Origin of the sequence: Pseudomonas sp. SbOxS1 (assembly GCF_013416725.1) — a bacterium.
Classification (GTDB): Bacteria; Pseudomonadota; Gammaproteobacteria; order Pseudomonadales; family Pseudomonadaceae; genus Aquipseudomonas.
In genome coordinates this window covers 561,767-588,159 of sequence record NZ_JAAVXC010000004.1, presented here as the reverse complement: position 1 = coordinate 588,159, position 26,393 = coordinate 561,767, and the positions used below count along the sequence as shown (strand labels likewise).

The window sequence follows — 26,393 nt, the reverse complement described above, 5'->3', positions numbered from 1 at the left end:
GTGGGAGCGAGCCTGCTCGCGATGGCGGACTTACATTCAGCATCTTCGTTGAATGTTAAGCCCTCATCGCGAGCAGGCTCGCTCCCACAGTTTTTTTTGTGTACGGCACTAGTTTTGCCTCAGAGCATTAAGACGCTCTTGAATACGTTGATCTGCAGAAGCGTTACTTCGGATGGATCCGGTAGATGAGCTCGCATAGCCGGAATCATGGCTGTGGATGCTAAGGGTCGAAACAGTACTGACTGTGCTGGGAGTTGAAGCAGAGCTGGAATTGCTGGAGATGCTGCTACTAGATGGACTGCGCGACATAGTCCCATTTTTCGCAGCAGTTGAAGTCGTGGTTTTTGCCGAGGTCGTTGGTTCTTTTACATCCGGAGCCCAGTGGACGCTCTTGGTGGCAGAGTTGTCGCTGAACGCAGAGGCCTGGTTTCGCGATTTTCCGCGTTTTTTTAAACGGGAGGGTGTATTGAAAGTGGATCTACTGTTATTAACCGCCACGACTGCTATGCCTGTTCGATTCCAACTTCCACCACCACTTGGGCCGACCCCAGAAAGAACGTACATAACATCCGCAAATCGCTCAAAAAACCAGCTTGCTCCCTCTCCCGTCGGATCCACACGATTCACCGGCTCGCCTCCACAATACATATACGCATTCATCCCACCCTTCCCGAACGGACTAAATTTGTCTGGCGAGTGAAACCGCATCAATCGCGGGTTATAGACGCGGTAACCATTCCCCAAAAAATACCAATCAGTTCTCGCCTCACACATTTCGCCGTTAAACCCCAAGTGGGCCATGCGCTTCTGTTGGGCAGACTGTTGACCATAGGGTGAGTACGCCACGGGATTGATACAACCAGCCATCTCTGTGAGCACAGAGTTTTTGCTGTCGCACGCCAACAGCACGTTTTGTTGCAAGGGGCGGGATGTGTGATTGGCAGGATTGGATGGGGGCATGGAAAGCCTCTGTTTTTTGACGGCGAGTCAATAAAGGCCTTCAGCATTTCATGTTGGTCCAGAGGCGGGAACTGGCAGAACTACCAGGTTTCGTCGAGTGCACCGCACCAAATGTGGGAGCGAGCCTGCTCGCGAAAGCGGAATTACATTCAACATTTTCGTTGAATGTTAAGCCCTCTTCGCTGGCAAGCCAGCTCCTACAGGGTTATGTGTCAGGCGTTGGTTTTCGGGGCTAAACCATCCGCCCTGAACATCCCGCGAATCCCGCGCACGGCCTGACGAATCCGGTCCTGGTTTTCGATCAGCGCGAAGCGCACGTGATCGTCACCATACTCACCAAAGCCGACACCCGGCGAGACGCAAACCTTGGCCTCGGCCAGCAGTTTCTTGGCGAATTCCAGCGAGCCCAGGTGCGCGTAGGCGTCGGGGATCTTGGCCCAGACGTACATCGACGCTTTCGGGTTTTCCACCATCCAGCCCAGTTCATGCAGGCCTTTGACCAGCACGTTACGGCGCTGGCGATACTGTTCGGCGATGTCGCGCACGCATTGCTGGTCGCCTTCGAGCGCCGCAATGGCCGCCACTTGCAGCGGGGTGAAGGTGCCGTAGTCGTGGTAGCTCTTGATCCGCGCCAGGGCGTTGACCAGTTCCGGGTTGCCGACCATGAAGCCGATGCGCCAGCCCGCCATGTTGTAGCTCTTGGACAGGGTGAAGAATTCGACGGCGATGTCCTTGGCGCCGGGCACCTGCATGATCGACGGGGCTTTCCAGCCGTCGTAGACGATGTCGGCGTAGGCCAGGTCATGCACCACCAGCACATCGTATTGTTTGGCGAGGGCGATCACCCGTTCGAAGAAATCCAGTTCCACGCACTGGGCGGTGGGGTTGGACGGAAAGCCGAGGATCATCATCTTCGGTTTCGGGATCGACCCGCGAATGGCTCGTTCCAGTTCAGCGAAGAAATCCACGCCCGGCACCAGCGGCACCGAACGCACCTGGGCGCCGGCAATCACGGCACCGTAGATGTGGATCGGGTAGCTCGGGTTGGGCACCAGCACGGTGTCGCCCTGGTCGAGGGTCGCCAGCATCAGGTGCGCCAGGCCTTCCTTGGAACCGATGGTGACAATGGCTTCGCTTTCCGGGTCGATGTCGACCTCGTAGCGCTCCTTGTACCAGTTGGAAATGGCTCGGCGCAGGCGCGGAATACCCTTGGACGTGGAGTAGCCATGGGTGTCTTCGCGCTGGGCGACGGTGACCAGTTTTTCCACGATGTGCGGCGGCGTGGCGCCGTCGGGGTTGCCCATGCTCAAGTCGATGATGTCTTCGCCACGACGACGGGCGGCCATCTTCAGCTCGGCAGTGATGTTGAAAACGTAGGGGGGGAGTCGATCGATGCGCGCAAAGCGGCGCGGCGAACCTTGTTCGGCCATTGTTGCCTCGGATAACGTAAGCGCCCGGAACCGTCCGAGCGACGCTGGTCACTGCGGTGACCTGTGGCGGAATGTAAGGGCAGGTGTGGCAGACTGTCCAGCCTCAACGTAAACAATTTTTTCCGAAGGAAAGGCTTTGATGGAATTTACCAGTGGCTTCCTGTTGAGCCTTTCGTTGTGCCTGGACATCGGCGTCGCCAATATCGCGATGATCACGCTGGCGATGCAACGCGGCTATTTTCAAGGCTTCGCCCTGGGCCTGGGCACTTGCGTCGGCGACCTGATCTACGCCGTGCTGGCACTGGCTGGCATGACCGTTTTGCTGCAATACGAAACCGTGCGCTGGGTGCTGTGGATCGGCGGTTCGGCGCTGCTGGTGTACTTCGCGGCGAAGATGATTTACTCGGCAATCCACCACGAGGCGCTGTTGGCCGAAACCGCCGATGTGGGTCACAACTCCCATCGCAAGGAATTTTTTCGCGGGATTTTTCTCGCCATGTCGTCGCCCAGTGCGATTCTCTGGTTCGCCGCAGTAGGCGGCACGTTGATCGCTCGTTCCGGTGGCGGCGGTGCGCTCAGCTCTGCATTGTTCCTCGGTGGATTTCTCTGCGCCGGGTTGCTGTGGTCCGCTGGCCTGTGCTTCGCTGCGAGCCACGGCGGCAAGTTGCTCGGCGACAAACTGCTGCGCTACTCCTACATGGCATCTGCGGCGATCTTCTGCTATTTCGCGGTGTACGTGATTCTATCGGGCTACAACGAGTTTGTCGGTGCAGGTGCCGTCGAGCAGTTGCACGCCCTGTAAGTGGGCGAATCGGGTTTGGCTTCTATACTCCCAGCCGAACCCACTTTTACCTTCCAGGAGTCGAGTCATGGATGAACAAACAAGCGTCGAAGTGACGGAACCCCGCTTCGAACATGGACACTTCCTGCTGATCGCAGGGCTTGGCGGACACTTCACCCAGCAAAACGTAAAAGGCATTCCCGAGCTCTGGGAAAAATTCATCCCACATGCCGGCAATGTTCCCGGGCAAAAGGGCGAAGTGACCTACGGCGTCTGCTGCAATTTCGACGGCAAGGGCGGCTTTGATTACATCGCGGGTGTCGAGATCAGCAAGCTCGACGATTTGCCGGACACCTACCGCTGGGTCGAGGTTCAGCCCCAGCAGTATGTGGTGTTCGAACACAAAGGCCCCTTGGAGTCGCTGCCGCAAACCTTCCAGTACATCCATGGCACGTGGCTGCCGCAGTCCGGGCGCGAGCTGTTGAACGCACCGGAATTCGAACGCTACAGCGAAGACTTCAACCCCAGGCTCAAGACCGGCAAGCTGGAAATCTGGTTGCCGATCAAGGCATGACCCCAGCGTCGGGAGGCGGATCAAAAACGATTCGTCTCTCGATGTCCTATCGACGCTGCTTTATGATCCTCGTCCTTTCCAACTGATTTGCGACCCGCCATGAACACCGTCATCCGCCACGTCACGCCCGCTGATCTGGACCGCTGCTACGCCATCGAAACCCTGGCCTATGAAGGCGACGAAGCCGCCACCCGCGAGAAAATCGCCACCCGCATCGCCACCTGGCCTGAGGGGTTCATCGTCGCTGAAGTGGATGGAGTGGTCGCCGGTTTCATCAATTCCGGCGCTGCGTTCCAGGTGGAAATGTCCGACGAGGCATTCAAGGAACTGATCGGCCACGACCCGGCCGGGCCGCACGTGGTGATCATGTCGGTGGTCGTGCACCCGGATTATCAGGGGCAGGGCCTGGCGAAGCGTTTGATGGGTGAGTTCATCGAGCGCATGCGCGCCTTGGGCAAGGTCAGCATCAACCTGATGTGCAAGGAACGGCATATTCCGTTGTATGCAGGCTTTGGTTTTGCCTACATCAAGCCATCGGCGTCTGACCATGGCGGCATGGCTTGGCACGAGATGGTGCTGAACCTCTAAACCCGACACAGAACCCTTGTAGGAGCGAGCCTGCTCGCGATGGCGTTGTTTCAGTCAGCATCAATGCAAGCTGTTACACCGCAATCGCGAGCAGGCTCGCTCCCACATTTGGAATGTGCCGACTTCAGAATTTCAGGCCCATCCGCCGCTCATAGCCGATCCGGCCCTTGTACGCCTCGCCGCTGTCGACAAATCCATACCTGGCATACAGCGCAATCGCAGATTCATTGTCCGCATCCACCGACAATTCCAGCCCCCTGATTTCCGGCCACGCCAGGCGCGCCATCTCGGGTAGCGCTTGCAGGCAAGCCTTGCCGTAACCTTTGCCCTGAGCGCGCTGATCGACCTGTAACGCATGCAGCGTGGCGCTGTGTTCGTCGGCCCAGGCCGGCAACGCCGGTGGGCGCTTGAGCAGCAGAAAGGCCACCGGTACCGCATCGGCCAGCAAGGCAAAGCCCTTGACGCCGGGGCCTGGCTTGGACAACAGGGTGTGCAACGCACCATGAATATCGCCGGAGAACCTGATCTGTTGCGGATGTACTTCGATGGCCTCGACCTGCTGGCGCTGCAGCGCATTCAGGCTTTCGTAAGGCACGAGTCGGGCTGTCACTGGAGTGTCCTTTTTCCAACACGAATGAGCCTCGGATTCTAGCGAGTTTGCGTGCATGGATTATTTTTATTTCGACTGTCGATTTGGCGGATCACCGGACGACTAAGGGTGTCTTCCCATAAAAACCATGGAGAACCATCATGAGCGCTACCCACGAAATCCAGACCCTGATCGACACCTATCGTGAGGCGGTCATCTCGAAGAACGTCGATAGAATCATGGCCCTGTACGCCGACGACATCGTCTCCTACGACGCCGTCAAGGCCCTGCAATTTCGCGGCAAGGCCGCCTACCGCGCGCATTGGCTGGAGTGCATGGAGATGTGCCAGGGTCCGCACACGTTCGACTTCGACCACATGAACATCGTGGCCGATGAGAACGTCGCCTTCGCCCATTGGCTGGCCCATTGCGGCGGCACCAACGAGCAGGGCGAAACCCAGGCCTGCTGGATGCGCGTGACCGCATGCTATCGTCGCGAGGCCGGGCAATGGCGCATCGTTCATGAACACTGGTCGGCCCCGTTCGACATGACAAGCGGCACGACCTTGTTCAACCTGCAACCCTGATCGTCGGTTCGCGACGCGAAACTGGCCATCTGCAGCCATAGTTATCCGTTCAATCAGGAGAGCGCGATGAAGTATTTATGCCTGGTCTACAGCGAAGAGCACCTGCTGCATTCCTTGCCCGAGAGCCCCAAGGACGAGGAGTGCATGGCCTATGCCGAGGCGATCCAGGGCAGCGGCCGGATGGTTGCCGCCGAAGCGCTGGAATCGGTGCAGACCGCCACTACGGTGCGCATGCGCAACGGCAAGATGTCGATCACCGACGGCCCGTTCGCCGAAACCAAGGAGCAGTTGGCCGGCTTCTACCTGATCGATGCCAAGGACCTCAACGAAGCCCTCCAGGTCGCCGGGAACATCCCGGCGGCGCGGGTCGGCAGTGTCGAAGTGCGTCCCGTTCGGCAGTTGAATCCATAAGATGCCGGAGCTGACGGTACAGGCCAGGGTCGAGCAGGTTTATCGCCAGGAGTCGCGACGCATTCTCGCGACCCTGATTCGCCTGCTCGGCGATTTCGACCTGGCCGAAGAGGCGCTGCACGAAGCGTTTTTCGTGGCGGTCGAACGCTGGCAGCAGGACGGTGTGCCGGACAATCCGCGCACCTGGCTGGTGTCCACGGGGCGCTTCAAGGCCATCGATGTACTACGCCGGCGCGCACGTTTTGCCGCATCCCGACCGCTGCTGGTCGCGCAACTGGAGGCGCTGGAGCAGGCCGACTGGAGTGACGAAGACGTGGAAGACGATCGCCTGCGCCTGATCTTCACCTGTTGTCACCCGGCACTGGCGCCTGACGCTCAGGTGCCGCTTACGCTGCGCGAAGTCTGCGACCTGACCACGGAAGAAATCGCCCGGGCCTTTCTCTCGGCGCCGGCCACCATCGCCCAGCGCATCGTGCGGGCCAAGGCGAAAATCCGTGACGCGAAAATCCCCTATCAGGTGCCGTCCCTGGCGGAACTGCCCGAGCGCCTCGACAGCGTGCTGCGGGTGATTTACCTGGTGTTCAACGAAGGTTATTCGGCATCCGGCGGCGCACAGGTGACCCGCGAAGACTTGACCCGTGAAGCGATCCGCCTGGGGCGTTTGTTGCTGGAGTTGCTGCCGGAGCCGGAAGTCATGGGCCTGCTGGCCCTGATGTTGTTGCACGAGTCCCGGCGCCTGGCCAGGACCTGCGCGGACGGCGACCTGATTTTGCTCGATGACCAGGACCGCACGCTGTGGGATGCGCAGATGATCGCCGAAGGCTGTGCGCTGGTGGAGCGGGCGCTGGGTTCCCGGCGATTCGGTCCGTATTGCCTGCAAGCGGCGATTGCGGCGGTGCACGCTGAAGCACCGTCGATCGAGGACACCGACTGGGCGCAGATCGTCGGGCTGTATGAGGTGTTGCTGCGGGCATGGCCGTCGCCGGTCATCGAATTGAACCGGGCGGCGGCGATCTCCAGGCGCGATGGGCCGTTGGCAGGGTTGACGTTGGTCGAGGGGATTCTGGCGCGTGGTGAACTGCTCGATTACCACCTGGCGCATTCGGCGCGGGCGGAGTTCTGTCGGCAGTTGGGCAGGGTGGAGCAGGCGCGGGTGGCCTATGAGCGGGCGCTGGAGTTGACGCAGCAAGCGCCGGAGCGGCGGTTTATTGAAGCTCGATTGCGTTCGTTGGATTGATGCGGTTTTTGCTGGCCCCATCGCGAGCAGGCTCGCTCCCACAATGGATCTTCAGTGTTCACTCGATCCTGTGGGAGCGAGCCTGCTCGCGATGACGTCAGTAGCCGCACCACTATTCCAGCATTTTGCCCAGCAACCAGCTGCCTGCCGGCCCAGGTGGATGCAAGCGCGACCACAAGGCATCCACCGACACCGTTTTCGGCCAGCCACGTACCTGCAGCTCTTGTAAGGTTCCCGGGCCGAAGCGTGCCACTAGCCAGCGTGGCAATGGCGCCCAGCCAAAACCACCCTGCGCCATTTCCAGCAGCATCAAGTAACTCGGCGCCGACCAGACGCGTCCCTTTGCACGGCTCTCATACGGATTGACGATGGTCGCCAGGCGCAATTCGCGATGTTGTTGCAGTACGTCCTGGTCGATGTGTTCCAGCATCGCCAGCGGATGTTCGGGTGACACGAACAGGGCGATTTCCGTGCGTTCGTCCACCGTCGAATTGACCAGGTCCGGTGGATAACTGTCCTGCATTTCGGCAAAGGCAATCTGCGCCCGACCGCTCTGCACCAAGGCCACCAGATCGTCGCATTCGGCGATCAGGCATTCGAGCTCCAGGTCCGGATAACGCTGTTCGAACGCACTGAGCGAGGCTTCGAAACGGTCGGATTGATAGGTGTCCGAAAGCGCCACCGTCAGCTTCGCCTCGACGCCCTGGGACAATTGGCTGGCGGTCATTTCCAGGCGGCTGGTGGCGGCCAGGATCTCTTCGGCCCGTTGCAGCATGACGTGCCCGGCGGGGGTCAGGCTGGGCTTGCGGCTGCTGCGGTCGAACAGCGTCAGGTTCAGATCGATTTCCAGGCTGGCCACCGCGGCGCTGATGGTCGACTGACTGCGGCCCAGCTTGCGCGCTGCCGCGGAAAACGAGCCTTGGGTCGCGGCCTGGACGAACGCCTGCAACACTTCCTGGGACGCCATGAACTATCGCCTTGATCGATGGTTATTGGTTATGAAGTATCGATGTGAAGCTGGATCATGGCAACCATCGTCACTCAAGGAGTCCGGCCATGAGCGCCAATAAATCCCTTACCGAACGTATTTTCCAGGCCATCGGTTTCGAACTGCTGGCCATCCTGATCTGTACGCCTTTGCTGGCGTGGATCATGGACAAACCGATGGTGGAAATGGGCGTTGTCACCGTCGTCATCGCTGCCCTGGCCCTGGCCTGGAACGTGGTCTTCAACGGTTTGTTCGACCGTGTGCTCAAGCGCTTGGCTATTACGCACAACGCCTGGGTTCGGGTGGTGCATGCGCTGTTGTTCGAAGGCGGGTTGGTGGCGCTTGGCGTACCGCTGATTGCCTGGTGGCTGAACATCAGTGTGTGGCAGGCGTTCCTGCTCGACATCGGGGTGCTGCTGTTTTTCCTGCCGTACACCTACGTTTACCACTGGGTGTATGACGTGGTGCGCGAGCGGTTGGTCATTCGCGCCACGTCCAGCGCGTGACGTGCTGATACCGTCTTTTGAATACGCTCACGCTTTCTGTAGGAGCCTGGCTTGCCAGCGAAGACGTCCGAAAGTCCAGCGCCATGCTGGAGGACGCCTTCGCTGGCAAGCCAGCTCCTACAAAGGATTTGCGTTAAAACAATTGGGTGAACAGCCAATACAGACTGCCCGACAACAGGATCGCCGCCGGCAAGGTCAGTACCCAGGCCATCAGCAGGTTGCGGATGGTCTTCATCTGCAAGCCGCCGCCATTGGCGACCATGGTCCCGGCGACCCCTGAAGACAGCACGTGGGTGGTCGAGACCGGCAAGCCGAACATGTCGGCGGCGCCGATGGTCAGCATGGCCACGGTTTCCGCCGAGGCGCCTTGTGCGTAGGTCAGGTGGGTCTTGCCGATTTTCTCGCCCACGGTCACCACGATGCGCTTCCAGCCGACCATGGTGCCCAGGCCCAGCGCAATCGCCACGGCAATCTTCACCCACAGCGGGATGAAGCGCGTGGCGTTGTCGATCTGCTGCTTGAACAGCTGCAGTTTGCTGGAGGTGTCGGCGTCGAAGTTACCGACCTTGTTCTTGTCCATCAGGCGAATGGTTTCGCTGGTCAGGTACATGTCGTTACGCACGTTGCCCATGGCCTCGGCCGGGACTTTGGACAGCGATCCATAACCCTTCACTTCGTTGCCGATGTTGCCGGCCAGTGCCGCGAGGGCGGGAATCAGTTGCGGCGTGACTTCCTTGCTGCGCACGTAATCGGACAGGATCGGTCGCGGGTCGGCCGGTGCCGGCAGCGGCGCGCTCTTGACCAGCGCTTGTTGGGTCACTTCGGCCACCGCGGCAAACTGCAACGCCTGATCCGCGGGCATGGTGCGGTTCAGCGCATAGGCCATCGGCAAGGTCCCGACCAGGATCAGCATGATCAGCCCCATGCCTTTCTGACCGTCATTGGAGCCGTGGGCGAAGGACACGCCGGTGCAGGTCAGGATCAACATGCCGCGAATCCACCACGGTGGCGGGGTGTTGCCCTTGGGTTCCTTGTACAGCGCGCGATTCTTGACGAAGGCCCGCAGGGCCAGCAGCAACAGCGCGGCGCAGCCGAAGCCGACCAGCGGCGAGAGCAGCAAGGCGTAGCCGACCTTGGTCGCCTGCGCCCAGTCCACACCGCTGGTGCCGTCACGCCCGTGCATCAGGGCATTGGCCACGCCGACGCCGATGATCGAGCCGATCAGGGTGTGCGACGAAGATGCCGGCAGGCCCAGCCACCAGGTGCCGAGGTTCCACAGGATCGCGGCGATCAGCAGGGCGAAGATCATGGCGAATCCGGCGGAGGAGCCGACTTGCAGGATCAGCTCCACTGGCAACAACGCGATGATGCCGAACGCCACCGCACCACTGGACAGCAACACCCCGAGGAAGTTGAAGAATCCGGACCAGACCACCGCGAAGTTCGGTGGCAGCGAGTGCGTATAGATCACCGTGGCGACGGCGTTGGCCGTGTCGTGGAAACCGTTGACGAACTCGAAGCCCAAGGCGATCAGCAACGCCACGCCCAGCAGCAGGAACGGCGTCCAGGTGGTCACCACCGTGCCGAGTTCGTTCATGTCGTGCATCAGGCTGTAGGCGGTGAACAGCAGTCCGATACTCAGCACTGCAAAGAACACCACGAGGGTGAGCACGCCGGGTTTCTTGTCGAACTGCGGTTTGGCGCTACTGGCGGGCGCCGGGGCGGCGGAAAAGGACGGGGTGGCCATGCCGGACATTCCTGAGGAGGGAAGGAGTGCCGTTGATATTCGTTGCTAATTGTTACAGCGAGACTGCCATGGATCAGTCTTTGGTTGTTTGCGCCTACAAATCCTGGCGCTTGCGAAACGCCCAGCGCCCCGCTATCACGGTAAAAGTCGCCACCAATGCCACCAGAATCCAGAACCCTTCCGGGTCCTGAGAGAGCGGCACCCCGCCCACGTTCATGCCGAAGAAACCGGCAATGATGTTGATCGGCAAGGCCAGCACTGTCACCACCGTGAGGGTGAACAGGGTGCGGTTACTCTGCTCGTTGAGGTTGGCGGCGATTTCCTCCTGCAGCAGCTTGATCCGTTCGCCCAGGGCCGTGAGGTCGTTGATGATCAGCGCAAACTCCTCGGTGGATTTGCGCAGCTCCTTGACGTCTTCCTTCTGCAACCAGGGAGGCGGGCGATTGAGCAAACGCAGCAACGACCCGGGCTCCAGCGCCAGCAGGCGTTGCAGACGCACCAGCACCCGGCGATTGGCCCCCAGTTCCGCACGGTTGGTCGACAGGCGCGAGGACAGCAGTTCATCTTCGACCTGATCCACGCTCAGGCTGGTCTTGCGCACGATCTGGGTCAGCACTTCGCCCTGGTCGCGCAGCAGATGCACGAGCAATTCCAGCGGTGAGCGGAAGCATTCACCGGCTTTTACAGACGAACGCAACTTGTCCACCGAATGCAGCGGTTGCAGGCGTGCGCTGATGATCAGTCGACTGCGGGCGCAGACCCACAGGGTCGAGACATCGGAAGACGTCATGCTGCTGAGGTTGAACACCACGTCGTTGACCACCGCCAGCAAGGCCGAATCGACATGTTCGATGCGCGTCGATCGTGAGCCTTCATGCAGGGCCTCGAAAAACTCGTCGGGCAGTTCCAGATGGCTCTTCATCCAGCGTTCGCACGCGGCATGGGCGAGGTTCAGGTGCAGCCAGAGAAATTGCTCGGCGTCCTGCGGGTGTTGCAGGTACTGCAATGCCCTGGCCGAATCGATCTCCTGGCCGCGCTCACCGGGGCGAAAACTGAAACCGTAAAGCAGGCCGAACAGATCCGGATCGCGATGGCTGTGATCGATGCTGTGGTTCATGAGGGCTCGCATGGGGAGGCGCCTGTCGCGTGTTTTACAGGTTCACGTGAGCCGCATCATCGCAAGGCTTGATGACATTTTTGTGACGATTTGTGGATGCAAAAAATTGAGCCTCCGGCGGTCGGTTTTTTCTCAAGAACCGCTCTGGCACGCCGATCACGCTTGGGTTAAGTTGCGCGCCCCCGGCCATCAGCCGGGGTCGTGGACAGGGATGTCCAGACCCATTTCACGCCATGACCCGGGCGTGCCTCATTCCTGCCACGAGTACCCTTCGATGCTTTTGCAAAAGTCCTTGAGAGCGCAAATTCTCGCCCTGCTCAGCGGCAGCTTGTTCGCGATGCTGCTGATCGCCCTGGCCTGCTTTCACTTTCTGTCCAGCGGAGTCCAGAACTACGCCAACCTGATCGAAGGCCCGCTGCACACTTCGCAATTGATCGATGAAGCCAACCTGCAGTTCAAGGTGCAGGTGCAGGAGTGGAAAAACGTCTTGCTGCGTGGCAAGCAACCGGCAGACCTGGACAAATACTGGAAGCAGTTCGAAGACCGTCAACGTGATGTGCAGGGCATTCTCGGTGAGCTGGCCGGGCAACAAGGCATCGAGCCGCAGCTCAAGATGCGCATCGAACGCCTGCGCGATGAACATCGCCTGCTGGGCGCGGCGTATCAGAAAGGCCGCGATGCCTTTGTGGTCGCCGGTGCCGACCCAACGGTGGGCGACAGCGCGGTCAAGGGTATGGACCGTGCGACCAGCGATCAGATGAGCGAACTGGTCAGCGCGTTGCGCAAGCAGGGCGCGGAGCAATCCACCTTGATCAGCGCCGCGGCCGACCGCACGGTGTGGCTGGGGATCATCGTGATGCTGGCCTCGGGGTTAGTGATCGGCATGCTGAGCCTGTGGCTGATCAACCGCCATCTGGTCGAGCCGATCCGCCAGTTGATCGAATACGTGGCGCAACTCAGTCATGGCCGTTTCGCCCCGCACGTGGACAGCCGCCGTCAGGACGAACTGGGGAAGCTGGCGATGGCGGCCAACACCCTGCGCGATTTCCTCGAGCAAACCTTCAGTCGCTTGCAACGCAGTGCTTCGGACCTGGACAGCGCCAGCGGTGAACTGAACTCGATCGCCACCCAGATGGCCGGCGGCACCCACGAGCAGTTCAACCGCACCGATCAGGTCGCCACGGCCATGAACGAAATGTCCGCCACTGCACAGGAGGTCGCTCGCCACGCGGTGGATGCCGCGCGCGCGGCTGACGACGCCGACCAGTCGGCCCAGCAGGGCGAGAAAGTCATGCAGGGCACCATTCACACCATCACCCGGATGCGCGGCGAAATCGCCAACACCGCCACGGTCATCCGGCAGCTGGAAACCGACAGCGGGCGCATCGGCAAAGTGCTGGAAGTGATTCGCGGCATCGCCGAGCAAACCAACCTGCTGGCGCTCAACGCGGCCATCGAGGCGGCCCGTGCCGGTGAAGCCGGGCGTGGTTTCGCGGTGGTGGCGGACGAGGTGCGCAGCCTGGCCCAGCGTACGGCGGCATCGATCATCGAGATCAACCAGATTATTGAAACCGTGCAAACGGGGGCGGTACACGCTGCCCAGGCGATCGAAAACGGACAGGCGCGCAGCGACGAAAGTGTCGAGCAAGTGACCCAGGCCGGCGCCATGCTCGAGCGCATTACCCTGGCCGTGGAAGCCATCCGCGACATGAACCGCCAGATCGCGACCGCCGCCGAAGAGCAGACGTCAGTGGCCGAAGACATCTCGCGCAACCTCACCGAGATCACCAGCATCGCCAGCACCAATCTGGACAACGTGCAGCGTACTGAAACGGCAAGCAACAATCTGCACGGGTTGTCGGGGCAGCTGAACGAGGTGACGGCGCGGTTGAGTGCGTGATGGGTTGTTGCAGGATCTAAACCTCTAGATGCAAAAAAGCCGCACGATTGGAGAATCGTGCGGCTTTTTTCTGTGTACATCAGTCGTCTTTTTTGTTCTTCAGGACTTCGCCGGTGGCGGCATTCAGGTCCACGTCCCATTCAACTTTGCTGGCGTCGAGCAACTCGACTTCGTACTCGTAGATGGTGGAGTGTTTGTCCAGGTCGCTGTCGGTAATCGTCGCGCCCGGGTGCAGCTTCATTACGATCTGATTCAACTCTTCCAGCGGTTTGATCTTGCCGTCCTTGACCAACTGAGGGATCTGGTCGACGGGCACGTCTTTGGCCTGGGCCAGGCCGGCGGTGAAGGTCAGGGTGGCAGCGGTGAACAGGGCAGTCAGGGTTTTCATGAGTTCTTTCCTTGGGAGAGCCGTTTAAGTGGGATCAGATTAATTGTGGCAACTTAATTCACGCTTAAATTCCCTTGAGCCGAATGATCAATACCCGTTATTGCGCAGCACTTGCGCCACACTTGCCGCCGGGCGCTTGTAGAACTTGAGCAGCTCGCTGGTGCGGTTGGTGAAAATGCCATCGACCCCGGCATCCATGACCTTTTGGAAGTCCACCGCCTCATCGATGGTGTAGACATGCACCAGCAGGCCCTGATCGTGGGTGTACTGGTTCATCCACGGTTGCACCAGGTCGGCGTAGCTCTGATCGCCACCGTGGGTCAGCGCGGCGGACGGGCCGGTGCCGATCGCGCCCTGGGCCTTGGCGTAGTCGACCCAGCGCTGGAACTCGGCCTGGTCTTTCGGTTGCTGTTTGGCGTAGTAGGCCGCTTTGTCCTTGTCGCCGGATTCGGCAAAGGCCACTGTCGATTTTGGCTCGATGTTGCCTTCACCGACCCACAGCAGCAGGATCTTCGGCACCTGTGGCATTTCCTTTTGCAACAGCTCGAGGCTGCTCTTCTCGAAGGTTTGCAAGACAACCTTGCCTTTGCCCTGGCCGACGCCCAGTGCGCTTTTGGCCAGTTTCGAACCCGCTGGGCTCAGCCAACCGCGATCCTGGAGTTTTTCCTTGAGGTCGTGTTCGATGCCGGGAAACTGCTTCGGCTCCTTGGTTTCGATGTACAGGCCAGGCTTGTGTTGCGGATTGCCCTGGGCGATGTCGATGATTTCATCGAGGGTGAGGATTTTCAGGCCGGCAAACCCAGGCTGCGCGCGATCCGGATAGGCCGTGTTGAACCAGCTGCCGGCGTCCAGGGTTTTCAGCTCGGCCATGGTGAAGGCATTGGCCGGGCTGTCCTTGCGCTCGGGGAACTTGCTGGCGACATCGGTGGTGCGTTGCAGGTTATTGTCATGCAGGGCGAACAGCACGCCGTCCTTGCTGCGCTGCAGGTCCAGCTCCAGGTAATCGGCGCCCAGGTCACGAGCCAGTTTGTAGGCGGCAGCGGTGGATTCCGGTGCATCGAACGACGCGCCACGGTGGGCGATTACCGCCGGGTGTGGGATGCCCACGCGGGTGGCCAGTGCGGCGGGGCCGGGTTCGCTGGCGGCCTGGGCCTGGCCCAGGGCAAGCAGCAAACTCAGGAGCAGGGCGCTTTGGGTGAAGGTGGCCGGCATGGTCGAGATCCTTTCGCGATGGGTTTCAAAGAGGTCTCTTTTAACAAGTGAACTGGACAAGCGCTATCGTCAGACCGACATAAACCTGTTCAAGGCGGATTTTTTGCCGGGTTTTTGTGCGCTGGCGCTGCTCTCTCACGCCCTGAGCCTGTCCGTCAAACTATGATTACTTCCATTGTTGTCTGAGTACATATCCATTGCTGCGGTAACGACCACCTATGGTTTCGCCCTTACGGCGACTCACTTTTTCAAACGCCAAAAAGTAAGCAAAAGGCTTTGCCCCACCACTTGGTGCCTCGCTTAGGCTCGGCATGCCCTCTCTCCGGCATTGCTCCGTGGGTCGCCGCGATGGGCCATCCCTGGCCCAGCGCGGCTAAACCGGCGTCCTGCCGGTTTCCCCACTGCGCAATGCCTGCGTTCGGCCATCGTGGTTAACGGGGCACCCAGATCAAAAACAAAAGCGAGGCGGCCTTATAGCCGACCTGCTTTTGGTGATGCCAGTGTTCCCCTGTGGGAGCCAGCCTGCTGGCGATGGACGTCAACGATAACGCGCCCTGTCTGGATGAACGCGTTGCCTGGGAGTCCATCGCCAGCAGGCTGGCTCCCACAGGGGAGTGTGGACAGACCTGCAATCAGGTCGGCTGTAAGGCCGCCATCCCTACTGCGTGAACTCATACGCCCGTTCAACCCGGCACACCCGCGTATGACACTGCGCATACCAGGTCGAGCGCCCGCGCTCACGAATCGCCCGGTGCTCGGGATGCTGCTTCCACGCCAGGATCGCCGCTTCACTGGTCCAGTACGACACGGTGATCCCCAACCCGTCCTCACCTCGTGCCGACTCCACGCCGAGGAACCCCGGTTGTTCCTGCGCCAACTCGAGCATTCGCCTGGCGGCTTCGCTGTAGCCCTGATCCCCCTCGGTACGCAGTGAGGTGAAGATCACTGCGAAATACGGTGACGGCGGCGTATCGGCGATCATGACGGCTGCTCCGCGCAGGCCTGGACCAGGGCGCGCACCAGCGGCGGCAGGGTGCCCTTGAGTGCAGCACGCTCCGGTTGGAACAGCGTGGCGACAAAGAACGGATGATCGCTGAGCTCGACCGCTCGCAAGCCGTGCCCGGCATCATGGCCGACAGCGTGAAGTGCGTGCTTGAGCAGTTCCCGTTCGAATTCAGGATTCACACCGTAGCGGCAGCGATAGCCCTCATGAATTTCCGAGGTTTCATAGGCCTTGGCGATCAACGAGCCTTCCAGCAAATGAATGGTGTCGACCGTTTCCACCAGTGAACATGCCAACGGCGTGAGCAATGCCCGCGTTGCATCGGGTGCCGTCTCGCCATGCTCAGCATCCGACCAACCGAGCACGTTGCGCGCATATTCCAGCACCGCGTGTTGAAAACCGCCGCAGGTGCCGAGGAACGGACGCTGCTGTTCACGGGCAAAACGAATCGCCCGCAATGCGCCGTCCATGCTGCGATAAGGGCTGGCGGGCACACACCAGAAACCGTCGAACCCGCTGAGCGGCGTGTCGGCCTGCAGGCTATCGGTGGCCAGCCACTGTCCTTGCACGTTTTGGCCACTGTGTTCGGCGGCCATGCCGAGCGCCACGGGGATGGCCTGGTGGGCGGTGACTTGCGGGTCGTGATCGCCGATCAGGGCGATGCGAATGACGCGGTTTTCCATGGGTGACCTCGGCGCTTGTTGATTCCTGGCACCCACTATAGATTGGCGTTAACGCACTCAATATGGGCATTTCACCAAGTGATCAATGCAGCGACGCACTATCGACTGGACTACCCGGACCTGGCCCTGATTCTCGCCTTGGTCCGTGGCGGCTCGCTGGCCCGGGCCTCGCAGTTGATGAGGGTGGATGTCTCGACGGTCTTTCGCGCCGTGCGTCGACTGGAAGCCGCACTGGGCCAGACGTTGTTCGAAAAAAGTCGCGCCGGTTACCTGCCCACCACCCTGGCGCAGGCCTTGGCGGAACAGGCTGAGCGCGCCGAGCAGGCATTGGAAGCTGCAAGGGTCGGCGTGGAGCAGGGCGGTGAAGTCGTCAGCGGTACCGTGCGCCTGACCTGCACCGATTCGGTCCTGCAAGGTTTGCTGTTGCCGGCGTTGGCGCAGTTCATGCCGAACTATCCGGCGTTGACCCTTGAGCTCAGCACGTCCAACGACTTTGCCAACCTCAGCCGCCGCGATGCCGACATCGCCCTGCGCCTGACCCGTGCGCCACCGGAGCATCTGGTGGGGCGACGCCTGGCGGGGATTTCCTACCGGGTGTGTGCCAGTGCTGCTTATCTGCAATCGGTCGATGCGACCGACCTGGCGTCACTGACCTGGATCGCCCCCGACGATTTTTTGCCTGATCATCCGACAGTGGCCTGGCGCCGCCAGGCATTGCCGGGGGTGATGCCGGGGTATCGCTGCAACAGCATGCTGTCGGTCACCGAACTGGTGCGGGCGGGGCTGGGCGTGGCGGCGTTGCCGGACTTTCTGATCGGTGACCGATTGCAGCCGCTGGGTGAGCCGCTGCATGGCTACGACACCGCGCTGTGGTTGCTGACGCGGCCGGATTGCCGGGCCCTGCGCTCGGTGGTGACGCTGTTTGACGAGTTGGGGCGGGCGCTGAAGTTGCCGTGAGGCGAATCAGGTCTTTGCGAGAGTTTCATTCTGAAACACATTGCCCCGTAAAAATCCCGGCGATCAATCCTTCGAGACCGCCGTCGAAATTGTCATTTATTGCAACTCATAGCAGGCCAGGAACATGTCCAGCGCCGACTCGACCACGGTGCCCTGCATCTCGGCCGACAAACCCGGCAATCCCATGGAAATCTGCGGCCAGAATGCAAAGGATTTGAGCATGCCATGGACCTGTTGCGCGGCAAATTCCGGGGCGACCGCTTTCAGGCGTCCATCGGCCTGGGCGGCACGAATCCACAGGGTCAGGGTTTCTTCACGCTCACCCATTCGGTTCACCATGCTTTGCGCGCGCTCGGGAGAATGGATGGCGGCAGCGATGGCCACCCGCGCCAGGTCGAGTAGATTTTCATCGCTCAACATCTGCAGCTTTGCCGTCAGCAGGTGACGCATCTGGTCACGCAAGGGCAGCTCGGGGTGGTAGGGCGTTTCATGCTCCGCCGATACCCGTTCCCACAATTGATTGAGGATTTCAGCGAACAACTCTTCCTTGCTGGGGAAGTGGTTGTACACCGTGCGCTTGGACACACCAGCGGTGGCGGCAATCTTGTCCATGCTGGTGATGTCGAAACCATTGGCACGGAATTCGAAAATCGCCGCCTGAATGATGGCTTCGCGTTTACGGTCGGTGAGGCGCTTTGGAGCTGTCATAAATACGCTTTGGGCAGGAGGAAATGAAAATTACACTCAGCAGTTTACTTGTGAACGGCTTTGCTGCAACCTTGAAACTACACTGTGCAGTGTAATGTTTTGTTAATCCTGCCCGGTAAAAAATAGAGTGTTCGGCTGATGCGTGCGTGCCTTGGCCATTTATCGTCCAAAAACGGAAAATCGTGAAGCGTGCGGTTTTTCTGGAGTCATTTCCCCATGGCCAAATCAACTCCCCCGGCGAACAGCGCCTCCACGCCTGAAGCTTCCCGACAGGTTCAAGGGCAGTTTCAAAACCATCGACCGATACAGCGTTTGAGCCTTGGCAAAACCCTGCGCATCCTCTGGAACGCGATGTTTCACAAGCCACTCAACACCCGCCCGACGGCGCCTGTGCCGGTGCAACCGCTGACGCAAGCGGCGTTGATGGCCGCGCCGAACCACAGCGTCTATCGCCTGGGTCACTCCACGCTACTGCTCAAACTACGGGACAAATTCTGGATTACCGACCCGGTGTTCGCCGAACGCGCCTCCCCGGTGCAATGGGCCGGCCCCAAGCGTTTTCACCTGCCGCCGATCAGCCTCGACCAATTGCCGCCGATTGAAGCGGTGATCCTGTCTCACGACCACTACGACCACCTGGACTATCATGCGGTGCTCAAGCTTGCCGACAAGGCCAGGTACTTCCTCACCCCGTTGGGTGTGGGCGACACCCTGATCAAGTGGGGTATCGACGCCGGCAAAATCCGTCAGCTGGACTGGTGGCAGGGCACCGAGGTCGAGGGCATTGAGTTCGTCGCCACCCCCTCGCAGCACTTTTCCGGTCGCGGCCTGTTCGACGGCAATAGCACCCTCTGGGCTTCGTGGGTGATGATCGATGGCGACACGCGGATCTTCTTCAGTGGCGACAGCGGCTACTTCGACGGCTTCAAGCGTATCGGCGAACAATACGGACCTTTCGACCTGACCCTCATGGAAACCGGGGCCTACAACGTCGACTGGCCCCATGTGCACATGCAGCCTGAGCAGACCCTGCAAGCCCACCTCGACCTCAAGGGGCGCTGGCTGCTACCGATTCACAACGGCACCTTCGACTTGTCGACGCATGCCTGGTACGAACCCTTCGACCGCATCCTGGCCCTGGCCTGGGAGCGCAATGTCTCGATCACCACGCCACGGATGGGCGAGGCATTCAATGTGATGGCTGCGCAGCGCGGTACTGCATGGTGGTATGAAGTCGAAGAGCAGGTCTACGAGAATCAACAAAGCCTCGGGTAAAGCGACTACAGCACGAGGCGAGTTTTCCTGGGTGATCCTGGGGCAAGTGATGACGGACATTTCCGGCCGAGTCTGTAGGCTGGGTAGCGAGTGAGCTCATTCACTCGCTACCACAAGGATGTCATTCACATGGATGTAAAAATGAAAGGCTGCATGATGCGGCTGGCCCAGGTTGTTGTGCTTTCGCTTGCAAGCTACGCCAATGCGCAACCCTTGGAATACTTGAGTGTCGATGAAATCAGCAAGCAAATGCAGCGCGGCCAACTGAGTGCCGAAGCGCTGGTGCAACATCTGCTACAACGCATTGAGAGTCTCGATAAAAACGGCCCAACGATCAATGCGATCATTGAGCTCAACCCCGATGCGTTGGCGATTGCCAGGTCGCTGGATCGAGAGCGCGAAGGCGGGCATGTTCGTGGCCCGTTACACGGTATTGCAGTGTTGTTGAAAGACAACATCGATACCTCTGACCAGATGCAGACCAGCGCGGGCTCATTGGCCATGATCGGGCAGCCCGCCGCCAGTGATGCCTTTATCGTGCAACGGCTAAGGGCGGCAGGCGCGATCATTCTGGGCAAAACCAACCTCAGTGAGTGGGCAAATTTCCGTGACCCCGCGCTTCCCGACGGCTGGAGTGGCCGAGGCGGGCAAACCAGGAATCCGCATCTGTTAAGCCAGACGCCCTGCGGTTCGAGCTCAGGTTCCGGCGCGGCAGTGGCCGCAGGTTTTGCGCCCATCAGCGTAGGGACGGAAACCGCCGGCTCAATTATCTGTCCGGCATCGCTCAATGGCGTGGTGGGGCTCAAGCCCACGGTAGGGTTGCTGAGTCGCAGTGGCATTGTTCCGGTCACGCACAAACTCGACACTCCGGGACCGATGGCTCGTACCGTTCGCGATGCAGCAATGCTGCTCAATGCCATGACGGGTCATGACGCTGCCGATCCGGTCAGCAAACCCCGCACCCTCAATGGCGTGGATTACACGGCATTGTTGAAACCTGGTTCGTTGGTGGGGCGGCGCCTCGGCTATCCGCTCAAGTTCGATTTGAGCGGTGAGGCATCGCAGAGCGATCCGCAGTTTTCCCGGGCGCTGGAAGTCATGCAGGCCGCCGGCGCAACGTTGATTCCCATCGAACTCAATGACCCGCAGTCAGCCCAAGTGGACGAGGCCCTGTCGATGGGAATCAAGCGACACCTGCCCGAATACCTCGCGAAACGAACCGGGCTGGCCATCCAGAACCTGGAAGAACTGGTGCGCTTCAATGAACACACTCCCGGCGTCGAAGGCCATGGGCAAAGCGTATTGATCGCGGCCAACAATGTGGCGTTTGACGAGCGCGCCTACGAAGACCTGTGGCAGACAATCCAGCGTGAAAACGCCGCTGCCATCGATGAGGTCCTGGCGCGGCATCAACTGGATGCCGTGGTGCTGGATGTCGGCTCACCGGGGTTGGACATTGTTCCACTGGCGGGTTATCCCAGCCTCATGGTACCCACTGGAGCGGACGAAGAAGGACTGCCCACCTCTGCACTGTTCTTCGGTGCACGCTGGAGCGAAGCCAGTCTCCTGGCATTGGCTTATGGCTATGAACAAGCCTCCCATGCGCGGCCAACGCCAGCATTCAAGCCGCAGCGCTCACCAGTGAAAGTCGGGTCGTAGCTGAAAGGGTGGAGTTGCGACCTCACTCAACCATCGCAAAATCCGCTCGCCCCACCGGATTCGGCGTTGCCCCTTGCACATTCATCCCTCTACCCGGCGCAAACCCCGGGAAGAACACCAGCCCCTCCGATTCAAGCCGATACGCCAGGGCCAGGCGCGTGACGTCCAGCACCTCCTGCCGCGCCTCGAAGCGCTCAATGGCCTGCACCGAAACCCCGGCTTCGCGGGATAACACTTCCACGCTCCAGCCCAGCATCGCTCGGGCCTGGGCGCAGTGGGCCGGGGTGAACTGGAAGAGGGCGATACGTTCCAGGGTGATTTTCATCGCTTGAGAGGCCATGGGGTTCTCCGGGCTCGAGAGTGTTGAATTCAAATGTACTGTGTTTTTGTACAGTTGTTTTCGATCCGGATCAAACGCATTTTTCGATTTTTGCGATTTCCGGCCCCTTGGCCAGACGGAAGGTCACTGCCTGCGTGCCGGGTATTACTCGCCCTCCAACTGCGGCGCCTCCCGCACGATAAAATGATCCAGATTCTCAATGTTGGCGCTGAACACGCCGAACGTCTGCTCGGGGTTTTTCTTGCTGGGCACCTGCTGCAATGCAGGCTGGACGCCATAAAAGAAGCAATACAGTGGCCGCCCGCCCTCGATGGCGTGCTTGATTTCCTCCAGGAACGCCTTGCGTTTGCGGTAGTTGTCGATCAGCTTCTTGCTCAGGTAAACGTTGACCGGGTACGGCTTCTTTTCGAACCAGGCCTTCTTCTCGAAATCGATGCGAAAGCTCTGGGTGTAATCCTTGATCTGCTTGATCTTGCCCCAGTAAATCAGCCCCTTGTTGTCTTGCAGGTACTCGATCTTCTTGAAAAACCCGGCATAGGTTGCCGTGTGCTCGCCAATCTTCAAGGGCATGCGCTTGAGCAGCGCCTTGTCCTCGAAGTTCGACACGAAGCATTCCACCGGATGGGCGAAGACACGGGTCTTGTCCGGCGTCGATTCGCGCTCGGGTAACTCGACCTGGGTGGCCGCCGGAGCCGCTGGTGGTGCATCCCTTTGCAAATCGGCAGCCCCGGCCAGGGGCGACGGCTTGCGCACATACTCACGCCGATTCAGCAGCAGTTCCGAGGGGAAATGTTCCTCGCGACTGTCGTCCGTTTCCTCGCCGTCCGCCTCCACGGCCAAAGCCGGGGTCTTCAGGCTCACATAAGGGCAACCCGCAACATGCCGCGTGCCGGGCAGATTCTTGAAGTGCGGCGTGCGCACGTAGTTCACGTTCTTGGCGTTGAACGTGCCCAACGCGTTCGTCCCATCGAACGCCAAACGACAGGCATCGTTGGGGCACTGGAAATGTTCTTTCGCGGAATCGAATGCCATCGTCTCGTCGAAGTTCAGATCGCGCACGTCGTAGATCGACAGTTTTTCGTCGAGGCCGAGGCAATAGGCGAGGTCAAATTTCATGGTGTTACCACTGTGCGCGATGTGAACCCAATTCAGACGCTGCAAGCGCCCACTGCAGCGACGTCCCGCTGATCTTCAACGGCACGTGCAAGCGATGCGCCGGGCCCCATGGGGTTTGCTCGACCAGCATCCCCTGATCGTGTTCATCTTCGGCCCGCAACGGCTGGTCGCTGCCGAGGCCGTTGTCGATCAACAGCTTTGCCGTACGCGCCAACGACAACCGCGCCGAGCCACCCTGTCCGTTGTTCAAGCGTGCTGCCAACAACCGGATCGAACTGGCCGCCATCAAGTACCCGGTGGCGTGATCGAGCGCCTGCAGTGGCAAGGGCGTCGGTTTGTCCGCACGCGTGAGGTGCATGCCCGCGTCAGCGATGCCACTGCTCATCTGCACCAGGCTGTCGAAGCCGCGGCGGTTCTGCCACGGGCCGCTCCAGCCGTAGGCGTTGAGGCACACGTCGATCAGGCCGGGAATCCGTTGCTGGCGTTCGGCGGCACCATAGCCCAGACGCTCCAGCGCATCGGCGCGGTAGCCGTGAAGCACGATGTCTGCGTCCTTGAGCAGGTTTTCGAATACAGCTCGATCGGTTTTATCGTGCAGATCCAGGCGTGCACAACGCTTGCCCAGCGTCATCTCCGGCACTACGCCCGGCTCGTTCCAGGAGGGTGGGTCGATGCGCAGAACATCAGCGCCCAGGCCCGCGAGGAAGCGGCTGGCGACGGGGCCTGCGAGCACGCGGGTCAAGTCCAGCACCTTGATTCCGGCCAGTGGTCGGGCCACCGAACCTTGCCAGCGTTCGCTGTGCCGGTTGTGGCCAGTGGTGAACTGAATCAGCGGTTCGGCGTTGACCGCGAGCCCTTGCGGATGGACCTGCCACTGTTCCCGGCTGCGCATTTCGGCGGCACAACCACCGGCCTCGACCACGGCCTGCTCCAGATCGCCCTTGGCCCATTGCGCCACTTTGCTGGCCATCGCCTGGCGGTCTACGCAGGCGCCCAGCACGGCTTCAGCGGCGGCTCGGTGATGGGGCGCATTGGTGTGCAAGCGGATCCAGCCATCCTTGGCGGCATAGTCACCGGCGACCGGGTCCCACAGAGGTGGGACGCTCCAGCCCAGCGGGCGGATCGAACTGGAAAACCAGAAGGAAGCCAGGCGCCGGTCGACTTCCAGGCCGGGCAAGCGTCCGGTCTGCTGGTGCAGCAATTCGCTGACAGCTTGCCCTGCGGCGGCGATGCTGGCGGACGCCAGGTCGGTGACGGCGAACACCGAGGGCAGGGCGCCGCTGGAGGTGAACGCAATGGGGGTGTGCGGCATGCCGAGTTCGGCTTGAATGGACGTGAGCAAATCAGTCATCGAAGGGCCCTCCGGAGCGAGAGCCCGAGCATAAATCAAAAACCGGTCACACCCGGAACTGATCCATCAGTTTCATCTGCTGGGTGGTCAGGGCATTGAGCTGGCTGCTGATCTGCGCCGATTCGGTGGCTTGTCCGGTGAGGGTTTCGGTGACGGTACGGATGGCCGAAACATTGCGGTTGACCTCTTCGGCCACGGCGCTTTGCTGTTCGGCGGCGCTGGCGATCTGCAGGTTCATGTCGCTGATCACCGTGACCGCGTCGCTGATTTTGCCCAGGGCCTGGACCGCTTGCTGGATCTGCCCGGCGTTGCTGTGGGCCTGGGTCTGGCTCGAGTGCATGGTGGCGACCACGCCGCGGGTGCCGCTCTGGATGCGTTCGATCACCAGGCGAATTTCTTCCACCGAGTCCTGGGTACGTTTGGCCAGGTTGCGCACCTCGTCGGCGACCACCGCAAAACCGCGACCGCTTTCGCCAGCGCGAGCGGCTTCGATCGCCGCGTTGAGCGCCAGCAGGTTGGTCTGTTCGGCGATGCTGCGGATGACTTCCAATACCGAACCGATCTGCTCGCTGTTGACCGCCAATGCCTCGACTTCAGTCACGGCCTTGCTGACTTCGTCGGCCAGTTGATTGATGTCGCGCGTGCTGCGCTCGATGATCTGCATGCCATCGCGGGCCGACTGATCGGCACCCTTGGCCGCGCTGGCGGCATTCGACGCGCTGTTGGCGACGTCGTGGGCGGTGGCGCTCATTTCATTGGACGCGGTGGCGACCTGGTCGATTTCGCGAAATTGCACCTGCATGCCTTCGCTGGTCTGGCGGGCGATTTCCGAAGACTGGTCGGCGGTACCGCGCGCATCGGTAATGCTCTGCTTGATCTGCGCGATGGTCGGCTGCAGCTTGTCGAGGAAACGGTTGAACCAGCTGACCAGTTCGCCCAGTTCATCCTTCTTGCCGTAGTGCAGGCGTTGGGTCAGGTCGCCGTCGCCGCTGGCAATCGCCTTGAGCATCTGGGCCACGCTGTTGATCGGTCGGGTCACGCCCGACGCGGTCAGCCACATCAGCAACAGGCCGATCATGCCGGCAATGATCGCCACGCCCAGCGCTTTGATCGTGCCGCTCTGCTGGGCGTCGTCGAGTACCGCTTGCAGCTTCACCGAATCGGCCAGCAGCACTTGCTTGGGCAAGTCGATCACCACGGCCCACGCCTTGGCGTCGGCAATCGGACTGACCGGATACACCGCCCGAATCAGGTCGCCCTGTTGGAGGATCTTCGGCGCACCGCTGGCGAGCAATTGCAGGATGTCCTTGCCGTCCGCACCCAGGGTGTCACCGATGCTCTTGCCCACTTTCGTCGGGTCGACGCTGTACGCCGCCATCACACCGGTGCCGGAAACGATCAGCATGTGGCCGGCGTTGTTGAACAATTCGCGCTGGGAGTCGACCGCCGCCGCTTGCAGCGCGTCGAGGGCGATGTCGATACCGACCACGCCGATGGACTTGCCATCCACCAGCAGCGGCACGGAAATGGTGGTCATCAACACTTCCTTGTTGCCAACGGTATCGGCATACGGGTCGAGCAGGCAGATGCGCTTGCTGTCCCGAGGGCAGTTGTACCAGACGTTGTAGGGCGTGCCGCTGAGGTTCAGGGTGGTTTTGGTCATGTCCTCTTCGACCATGATCGTGTTCAGCGCTTCCCCTCCGGCACGGCTCCAATAGGTCGCGAAGCGGCCGATCTCGTTGGACTGGCGGGCGGCGTCACTGACGAACTCGCTGTCTCTGCCGTCCAGGCCGTTGGGTTCGAAAGCCAGCCAGATGCCCAGCACTTTGCCGTTGCGTTCGAAGGCGGTTTTCAGGCTCTGGTTCAACTCTTCACGCAGGGCGCCGGGCTCAAGCGAACGCTTGGCGGCCATGTTGCGCAGGTCCTTGATCTGGTCCGCCAGGGCGGTCACCACCGTCAGGGTTTCACCGAACGTCTTCTGCACCCGCACCCCTTGCTCCGCGGCTTTGGCCTGGAGCAGGTTCTGCACACTGTCGGTCAGCATTCTGCTGCTGGAGGTGCTGACCAGCTCATCGTTCTGATTGGTCTGATAGAGGTTCATGCCCACTATCGATGCAACCACGCCAAGCAGGCACAGGCCGGACAGCAGGACGATTTTCAGGCGGATGGACAGTGAGTCGAACATAGGGCGAGCTCGCGAATGGATGAAGGGTCGGCTGTGAGCCATTGCGGCTCGACACGCCAAATCCATTTAGCGCCAATCAATGCACATCGGCCTGGGGCACA

27 protein-coding genes are annotated in these 26,393 nt (G+C 60.6%); 12 read left to right on the top strand and 15 right to left on the bottom strand.

Annotated features, from left to right (window positions below; all coding sequences use genetic code 11):
* Nucleotides 1–108: 108 nt before the first annotated feature.
* Together HFK74_RS09030 and alaC are read right to left on the bottom strand one after the other, a co-directional pair.
* Complete coding sequence (locus HFK74_RS09030; protein WP_257230285.1) at nucleotides 109–867, bottom strand: RHS repeat-associated core domain-containing protein; 759 nt, start codon at nucleotides 865–867, stop codon at nucleotides 109–111.
* Between the two features lie 305 nt (nucleotides 868–1,172).
* Nucleotides 1,173–2,390 (bottom strand): alanine transaminase, encoded by a 1,218-nt coding sequence (alaC, locus tag HFK74_RS09025; RefSeq protein WP_180203201.1) that lies wholly within the window; start codon nucleotides 2,388–2,390, stop codon nucleotides 1,173–1,175.
* Nucleotides 2,391–2,529: 139 nt separating this feature from the next.
* Here alaC and HFK74_RS09020 point away from each other — a divergent pair, with 139 nt between their 5' ends.
* From HFK74_RS09020 to HFK74_RS09010, 3 genes are all read left to right on the top strand, one after another.
* Nucleotides 2,530–3,192, top strand: coding sequence for a LysE family translocator (locus HFK74_RS09020; protein WP_180203200.1), 663 nt, complete (start codon nucleotides 2,530–2,532; stop codon nucleotides 3,190–3,192).
* Between the two features lie 67 nt (nucleotides 3,193–3,259).
* On the top strand, nucleotides 3,260–3,745 hold the full coding sequence (locus HFK74_RS09015) for a GyrI-like domain-containing protein (protein ID WP_180203199.1): 486 nt from the start codon (nucleotides 3,260–3,262) through the stop codon (nucleotides 3,743–3,745).
* A gap of 99 nt (nucleotides 3,746–3,844) precedes the next feature.
* Entirely contained in the window at nucleotides 3,845–4,333 is a 489-nt protein-coding gene (locus HFK74_RS09010) for a GNAT family N-acetyltransferase (RefSeq protein WP_180203198.1), read from the top strand.
* A 124-nt stretch (nucleotides 4,334–4,457) separates the two neighbouring features.
* On the opposite strand, the gene HFK74_RS09005 is transcribed toward HFK74_RS09010, so the two are convergent.
* Nucleotides 4,458–4,943: a GNAT family N-acetyltransferase gene (locus HFK74_RS09005; protein ID WP_180203197.1), complete on the bottom strand. Its 486-nt coding sequence runs from the start codon at nucleotides 4,941–4,943 to the stop codon at nucleotides 4,458–4,460.
* Between the two features lie 140 nt (nucleotides 4,944–5,083).
* Between HFK74_RS09005 and HFK74_RS09000 the strand changes: the two genes are divergently transcribed.
* The 3 genes from HFK74_RS09000 to HFK74_RS08990 all read left to right on the top strand — a co-directional run bounded on the left by HFK74_RS09000 (nucleotide 5,084) and on the right by HFK74_RS08990 (nucleotide 7,157).
* Nucleotides 5,084–5,509 (top strand): nuclear transport factor 2 family protein, encoded by a 426-nt coding sequence (locus HFK74_RS09000; RefSeq protein WP_180203196.1) that lies wholly within the window; start codon nucleotides 5,084–5,086, stop codon nucleotides 5,507–5,509.
* 66 nt (nucleotides 5,510–5,575) lie between these two features.
* Nucleotides 5,576–5,920: a YciI family protein gene (locus tag HFK74_RS08995; RefSeq protein WP_008060756.1), complete on the top strand. Its 345-nt coding sequence runs from the start codon at nucleotides 5,576–5,578 to the stop codon at nucleotides 5,918–5,920.
* 1 nt (nucleotide 5,921) lies between these two features.
* Nucleotides 5,922–7,157 (top strand): RNA polymerase sigma factor, encoded by a 1,236-nt coding sequence (locus tag HFK74_RS08990; protein ID WP_180203195.1) that lies wholly within the window; start codon nucleotides 5,922–5,924, stop codon nucleotides 7,155–7,157.
* Nucleotides 7,158–7,269: 112 nt separating this feature from the next.
* Here the strand turns inward: HFK74_RS08990 and HFK74_RS08985 are convergent, their stop codons facing one another.
* On the bottom strand, nucleotides 7,270–8,124 hold the full coding sequence (locus HFK74_RS08985) for a LysR family transcriptional regulator (RefSeq protein ID WP_180203194.1): 855 nt from the start codon (nucleotides 8,122–8,124) through the stop codon (nucleotides 7,270–7,272).
* 89 nt (nucleotides 8,125–8,213) lie between these two features.
* Here HFK74_RS08985 and HFK74_RS08980 point away from each other — a divergent pair, with 89 nt between their 5' ends.
* Nucleotides 8,214–8,651: a multidrug/biocide efflux PACE transporter gene (locus HFK74_RS08980; protein ID WP_180203193.1), complete on the top strand. Its 438-nt coding sequence runs from the start codon at nucleotides 8,214–8,216 to the stop codon at nucleotides 8,649–8,651.
* 133 nt (nucleotides 8,652–8,784) lie between these two features.
* On the opposite strand, the gene HFK74_RS08975 is transcribed toward HFK74_RS08980, so the two are convergent.
* A complete protein-coding gene (locus HFK74_RS08975; RefSeq protein WP_180203192.1) occupies nucleotides 8,785–10,398 on the bottom strand; it encodes an inorganic phosphate transporter in 1,614 nt (537 codons plus the stop codon).
* Between the two features lie 94 nt (nucleotides 10,399–10,492).
* A complete protein-coding gene (locus tag HFK74_RS08970) occupies nucleotides 10,493–11,515 on the bottom strand; it encodes a transporter (RefSeq protein WP_180203317.1) in 1,023 nt (340 codons plus the stop codon).
* Nucleotides 11,516–11,789: 274 nt separating this feature from the next.
* Here HFK74_RS08970 and HFK74_RS08965 point away from each other — a divergent pair, with 274 nt between their 5' ends.
* Nucleotides 11,790–13,415 (top strand): methyl-accepting chemotaxis protein, encoded by a 1,626-nt coding sequence (locus HFK74_RS08965; protein ID WP_180203191.1) that lies wholly within the window; start codon nucleotides 11,790–11,792, stop codon nucleotides 13,413–13,415.
* 79 nt (nucleotides 13,416–13,494) lie between these two features.
* On the opposite strand, the gene HFK74_RS08960 is transcribed toward HFK74_RS08965, so the two are convergent.
* Entirely contained in the window at nucleotides 13,495–13,803 is a 309-nt protein-coding gene (locus tag HFK74_RS08960) for a PepSY domain-containing protein (RefSeq protein WP_180203190.1), read from the bottom strand.
* An 87-nt stretch (nucleotides 13,804–13,890) separates the two neighbouring features.
* Nucleotides 13,891–15,015 carry a glycerophosphodiester phosphodiesterase gene (locus tag HFK74_RS08955; protein ID WP_180203189.1) on the bottom strand — a complete coding sequence of 375 codons (1,125 nt, stop codon included), beginning with the start codon at nucleotides 15,013–15,015 and terminating at the stop codon, nucleotides 13,891–13,893.
* On the opposite strand from HFK74_RS08955, the gene HFK74_RS08950 reads away from it, so the two are divergent.
* Nucleotides 15,014–15,181, top strand: a complete 168-nt coding sequence (locus HFK74_RS08950; RefSeq protein ID WP_180203188.1) for a hypothetical protein — start codon at nucleotides 15,014–15,016, stop codon at nucleotides 15,179–15,181. The two genes, HFK74_RS08955 and HFK74_RS08950, sit on opposite strands and share 2 nt — an antisense overlap.
* Nucleotides 15,182–15,673: 492 nt before the next feature.
* On the opposite strand, the gene HFK74_RS08945 is transcribed toward HFK74_RS08950, so the two are convergent.
* A complete protein-coding gene (locus HFK74_RS08945) occupies nucleotides 15,674–15,997 on the bottom strand; it encodes an antibiotic biosynthesis monooxygenase (protein ID WP_180203187.1) in 324 nt (107 codons plus the stop codon).
* Complete coding sequence (locus HFK74_RS08940) at nucleotides 15,994–16,701, bottom strand: CTP synthase (protein ID WP_180203186.1); 708 nt, start codon at nucleotides 16,699–16,701, stop codon at nucleotides 15,994–15,996. The genes HFK74_RS08945 and HFK74_RS08940 overlap by 4 nt, the downstream gene beginning before the upstream one ends.
* 15 nt (nucleotides 16,702–16,716) lie before the next feature.
* Between HFK74_RS08940 and HFK74_RS08935 the strand changes: the two genes are divergently transcribed.
* Nucleotides 16,717–17,658, top strand: a complete 942-nt coding sequence (locus HFK74_RS08935) for a LysR family transcriptional regulator (RefSeq protein WP_180203185.1) — start codon at nucleotides 16,717–16,719, stop codon at nucleotides 17,656–17,658.
* A gap of 96 nt (nucleotides 17,659–17,754) precedes the next feature.
* On the opposite strand, the gene HFK74_RS08930 is transcribed toward HFK74_RS08935, so the two are convergent.
* Nucleotides 17,755–18,366: a TetR/AcrR family transcriptional regulator gene (locus HFK74_RS08930; protein WP_180203184.1), complete on the bottom strand. Its 612-nt coding sequence runs from the start codon at nucleotides 18,364–18,366 to the stop codon at nucleotides 17,755–17,757.
* A gap of 216 nt (nucleotides 18,367–18,582) precedes the next feature.
* On the opposite strand from HFK74_RS08930, the gene HFK74_RS08925 reads away from it, so the two are divergent.
* Both HFK74_RS08925 and HFK74_RS08920 read left to right on the top strand, forming a co-directional pair.
* The gene (locus HFK74_RS08925; RefSeq protein ID WP_180203183.1) at nucleotides 18,583–19,641 is read left to right on the top strand and encodes an MBL fold metallo-hydrolase; all 1,059 of its coding nucleotides are present in this window, start codon (nucleotides 18,583–18,585) and stop codon (nucleotides 19,639–19,641) included.
* 129 nt (nucleotides 19,642–19,770) lie between these two features.
* The gene (locus HFK74_RS08920; RefSeq protein WP_180203182.1) at nucleotides 19,771–21,300 is read left to right on the top strand and encodes an amidase family protein; all 1,530 of its coding nucleotides are present in this window, start codon (nucleotides 19,771–19,773) and stop codon (nucleotides 21,298–21,300) included.
* Nucleotides 21,301–21,322: 22 nt separating this feature from the next.
* On the opposite strand, the gene HFK74_RS08915 is transcribed toward HFK74_RS08920, so the two are convergent.
* The 4 genes from HFK74_RS08915 to HFK74_RS08900 form a co-directional block, all read right to left on the bottom strand.
* Entirely contained in the window at nucleotides 21,323–21,640 is a 318-nt protein-coding gene (locus tag HFK74_RS08915; protein WP_180203181.1) for a helix-turn-helix transcriptional regulator, read from the bottom strand.
* 144 nt (nucleotides 21,641–21,784) lie between these two features.
* On the bottom strand, nucleotides 21,785–22,756 hold the full coding sequence (locus HFK74_RS08910; RefSeq protein ID WP_180203180.1) for a hypothetical protein: 972 nt from the start codon (nucleotides 22,754–22,756) through the stop codon (nucleotides 21,785–21,787).
* A 4-nt stretch (nucleotides 22,757–22,760) separates the two neighbouring features.
* Nucleotides 22,761–24,107 (bottom strand): CoA transferase, encoded by a 1,347-nt coding sequence (locus HFK74_RS08905; RefSeq protein WP_180203179.1) that lies wholly within the window; start codon nucleotides 24,105–24,107, stop codon nucleotides 22,761–22,763.
* A gap of 46 nt (nucleotides 24,108–24,153) precedes the next feature.
* Nucleotides 24,154–26,292, bottom strand: coding sequence for a methyl-accepting chemotaxis protein (locus tag HFK74_RS08900; protein WP_180203178.1), 2,139 nt, complete (start codon nucleotides 26,290–26,292; stop codon nucleotides 24,154–24,156).
* Nucleotides 26,293–26,393 lie beyond the last annotated feature (101 nt).

Coding starts and splice junctions, on each gene's coding strand:
- HFK74_RS08910 (WP_180203180.1), bottom strand. CDS start 22,756: ATGAAATTTGACCTCGCCTATTGCCTCGGCCTCGACGAAAAACTGTCG.
- HFK74_RS08960 (WP_180203190.1), bottom strand. CDS start 13,803: ATGAAAACCCTGACTGCCCTGTTCACCGCTGCCACCCTGACCTTCACC.
- HFK74_RS09020 (WP_180203200.1), top strand. CDS start 2,530: ATGGAATTTACCAGTGGCTTCCTGTTGAGCCTTTCGTTGTGCCTGGAC.
- HFK74_RS08985 (WP_180203194.1), bottom strand. CDS start 8,124: ATGGCGTCCCAGGAAGTGTTGCAGGCGTTCGTCCAGGCCGCGACCCAA.
- HFK74_RS08975 (WP_180203192.1), bottom strand. CDS start 10,398: ATGGCCACCCCGTCCTTTTCCGCCGCCCCGGCGCCCGCCAGTAGCGCC.
- HFK74_RS08905 (WP_180203179.1), bottom strand. CDS start 24,107: ATGACTGATTTGCTCACGTCCATTCAAGCCGAACTCGGCATGCCGCAC.
- HFK74_RS08980 (WP_180203193.1), top strand. CDS start 8,214: ATGAGCGCCAATAAATCCCTTACCGAACGTATTTTCCAGGCCATCGGT.
- HFK74_RS08950 (WP_180203188.1), top strand. CDS start 15,014: ATGGTCGAGATCCTTTCGCGATGGGTTTCAAAGAGGTCTCTTTTAACA.
- HFK74_RS08995 (WP_008060756.1), top strand. CDS start 5,576: ATGAAGTATTTATGCCTGGTCTACAGCGAAGAGCACCTGCTGCATTCC.
- HFK74_RS09010 (WP_180203198.1), top strand. CDS start 3,845: ATGAACACCGTCATCCGCCACGTCACGCCCGCTGATCTGGACCGCTGC.
- HFK74_RS08940 (WP_180203186.1), bottom strand. CDS start 16,701: ATGGAAAACCGCGTCATTCGCATCGCCCTGATCGGCGATCACGACCCG.
- HFK74_RS08915 (WP_180203181.1), bottom strand. CDS start 21,640: ATGGCCTCTCAAGCGATGAAAATCACCCTGGAACGTATCGCCCTCTTC.
- alaC (WP_180203201.1), bottom strand. CDS start 2,390: ATGGCCGAACAAGGTTCGCCGCGCCGCTTTGCGCGCATCGATCGACTC.
- HFK74_RS08970 (WP_180203317.1), bottom strand. CDS start 11,515: ATGAACCACAGCATCGATCACAGCCATCGCGATCCGGATCTGTTCGGC.
- HFK74_RS08920 (WP_180203182.1), top strand. CDS start 19,771: ATGGATGTAAAAATGAAAGGCTGCATGATGCGGCTGGCCCAGGTTGTT.
- HFK74_RS08990 (WP_180203195.1), top strand. CDS start 5,922: ATGCCGGAGCTGACGGTACAGGCCAGGGTCGAGCAGGTTTATCGCCAG.
- HFK74_RS08965 (WP_180203191.1), top strand. CDS start 11,790: ATGCTTTTGCAAAAGTCCTTGAGAGCGCAAATTCTCGCCCTGCTCAGC.
- HFK74_RS08900 (WP_180203178.1), bottom strand. CDS start 26,292: ATGTTCGACTCACTGTCCATCCGCCTGAAAATCGTCCTGCTGTCCGGC.
- HFK74_RS08925 (WP_180203183.1), top strand. CDS start 18,583: ATGGCCAAATCAACTCCCCCGGCGAACAGCGCCTCCACGCCTGAAGCT.
- HFK74_RS09000 (WP_180203196.1), top strand. CDS start 5,084: ATGAGCGCTACCCACGAAATCCAGACCCTGATCGACACCTATCGTGAG.
- HFK74_RS09015 (WP_180203199.1), top strand. CDS start 3,260: ATGGATGAACAAACAAGCGTCGAAGTGACGGAACCCCGCTTCGAACAT.
- HFK74_RS08930 (WP_180203184.1), bottom strand. CDS start 18,366: ATGACAGCTCCAAAGCGCCTCACCGACCGTAAACGCGAAGCCATCATT.
- HFK74_RS09030 (WP_257230285.1), bottom strand. CDS start 867: ATGGCTGGTTGTATCAATCCCGTGGCGTACTCACCCTATGGTCAACAG.
- HFK74_RS08955 (WP_180203189.1), bottom strand. CDS start 15,015: ATGCCGGCCACCTTCACCCAAAGCGCCCTGCTCCTGAGTTTGCTGCTT.
- HFK74_RS08945 (WP_180203187.1), bottom strand. CDS start 15,997: ATGATCGCCGATACGCCGCCGTCACCGTATTTCGCAGTGATCTTCACC.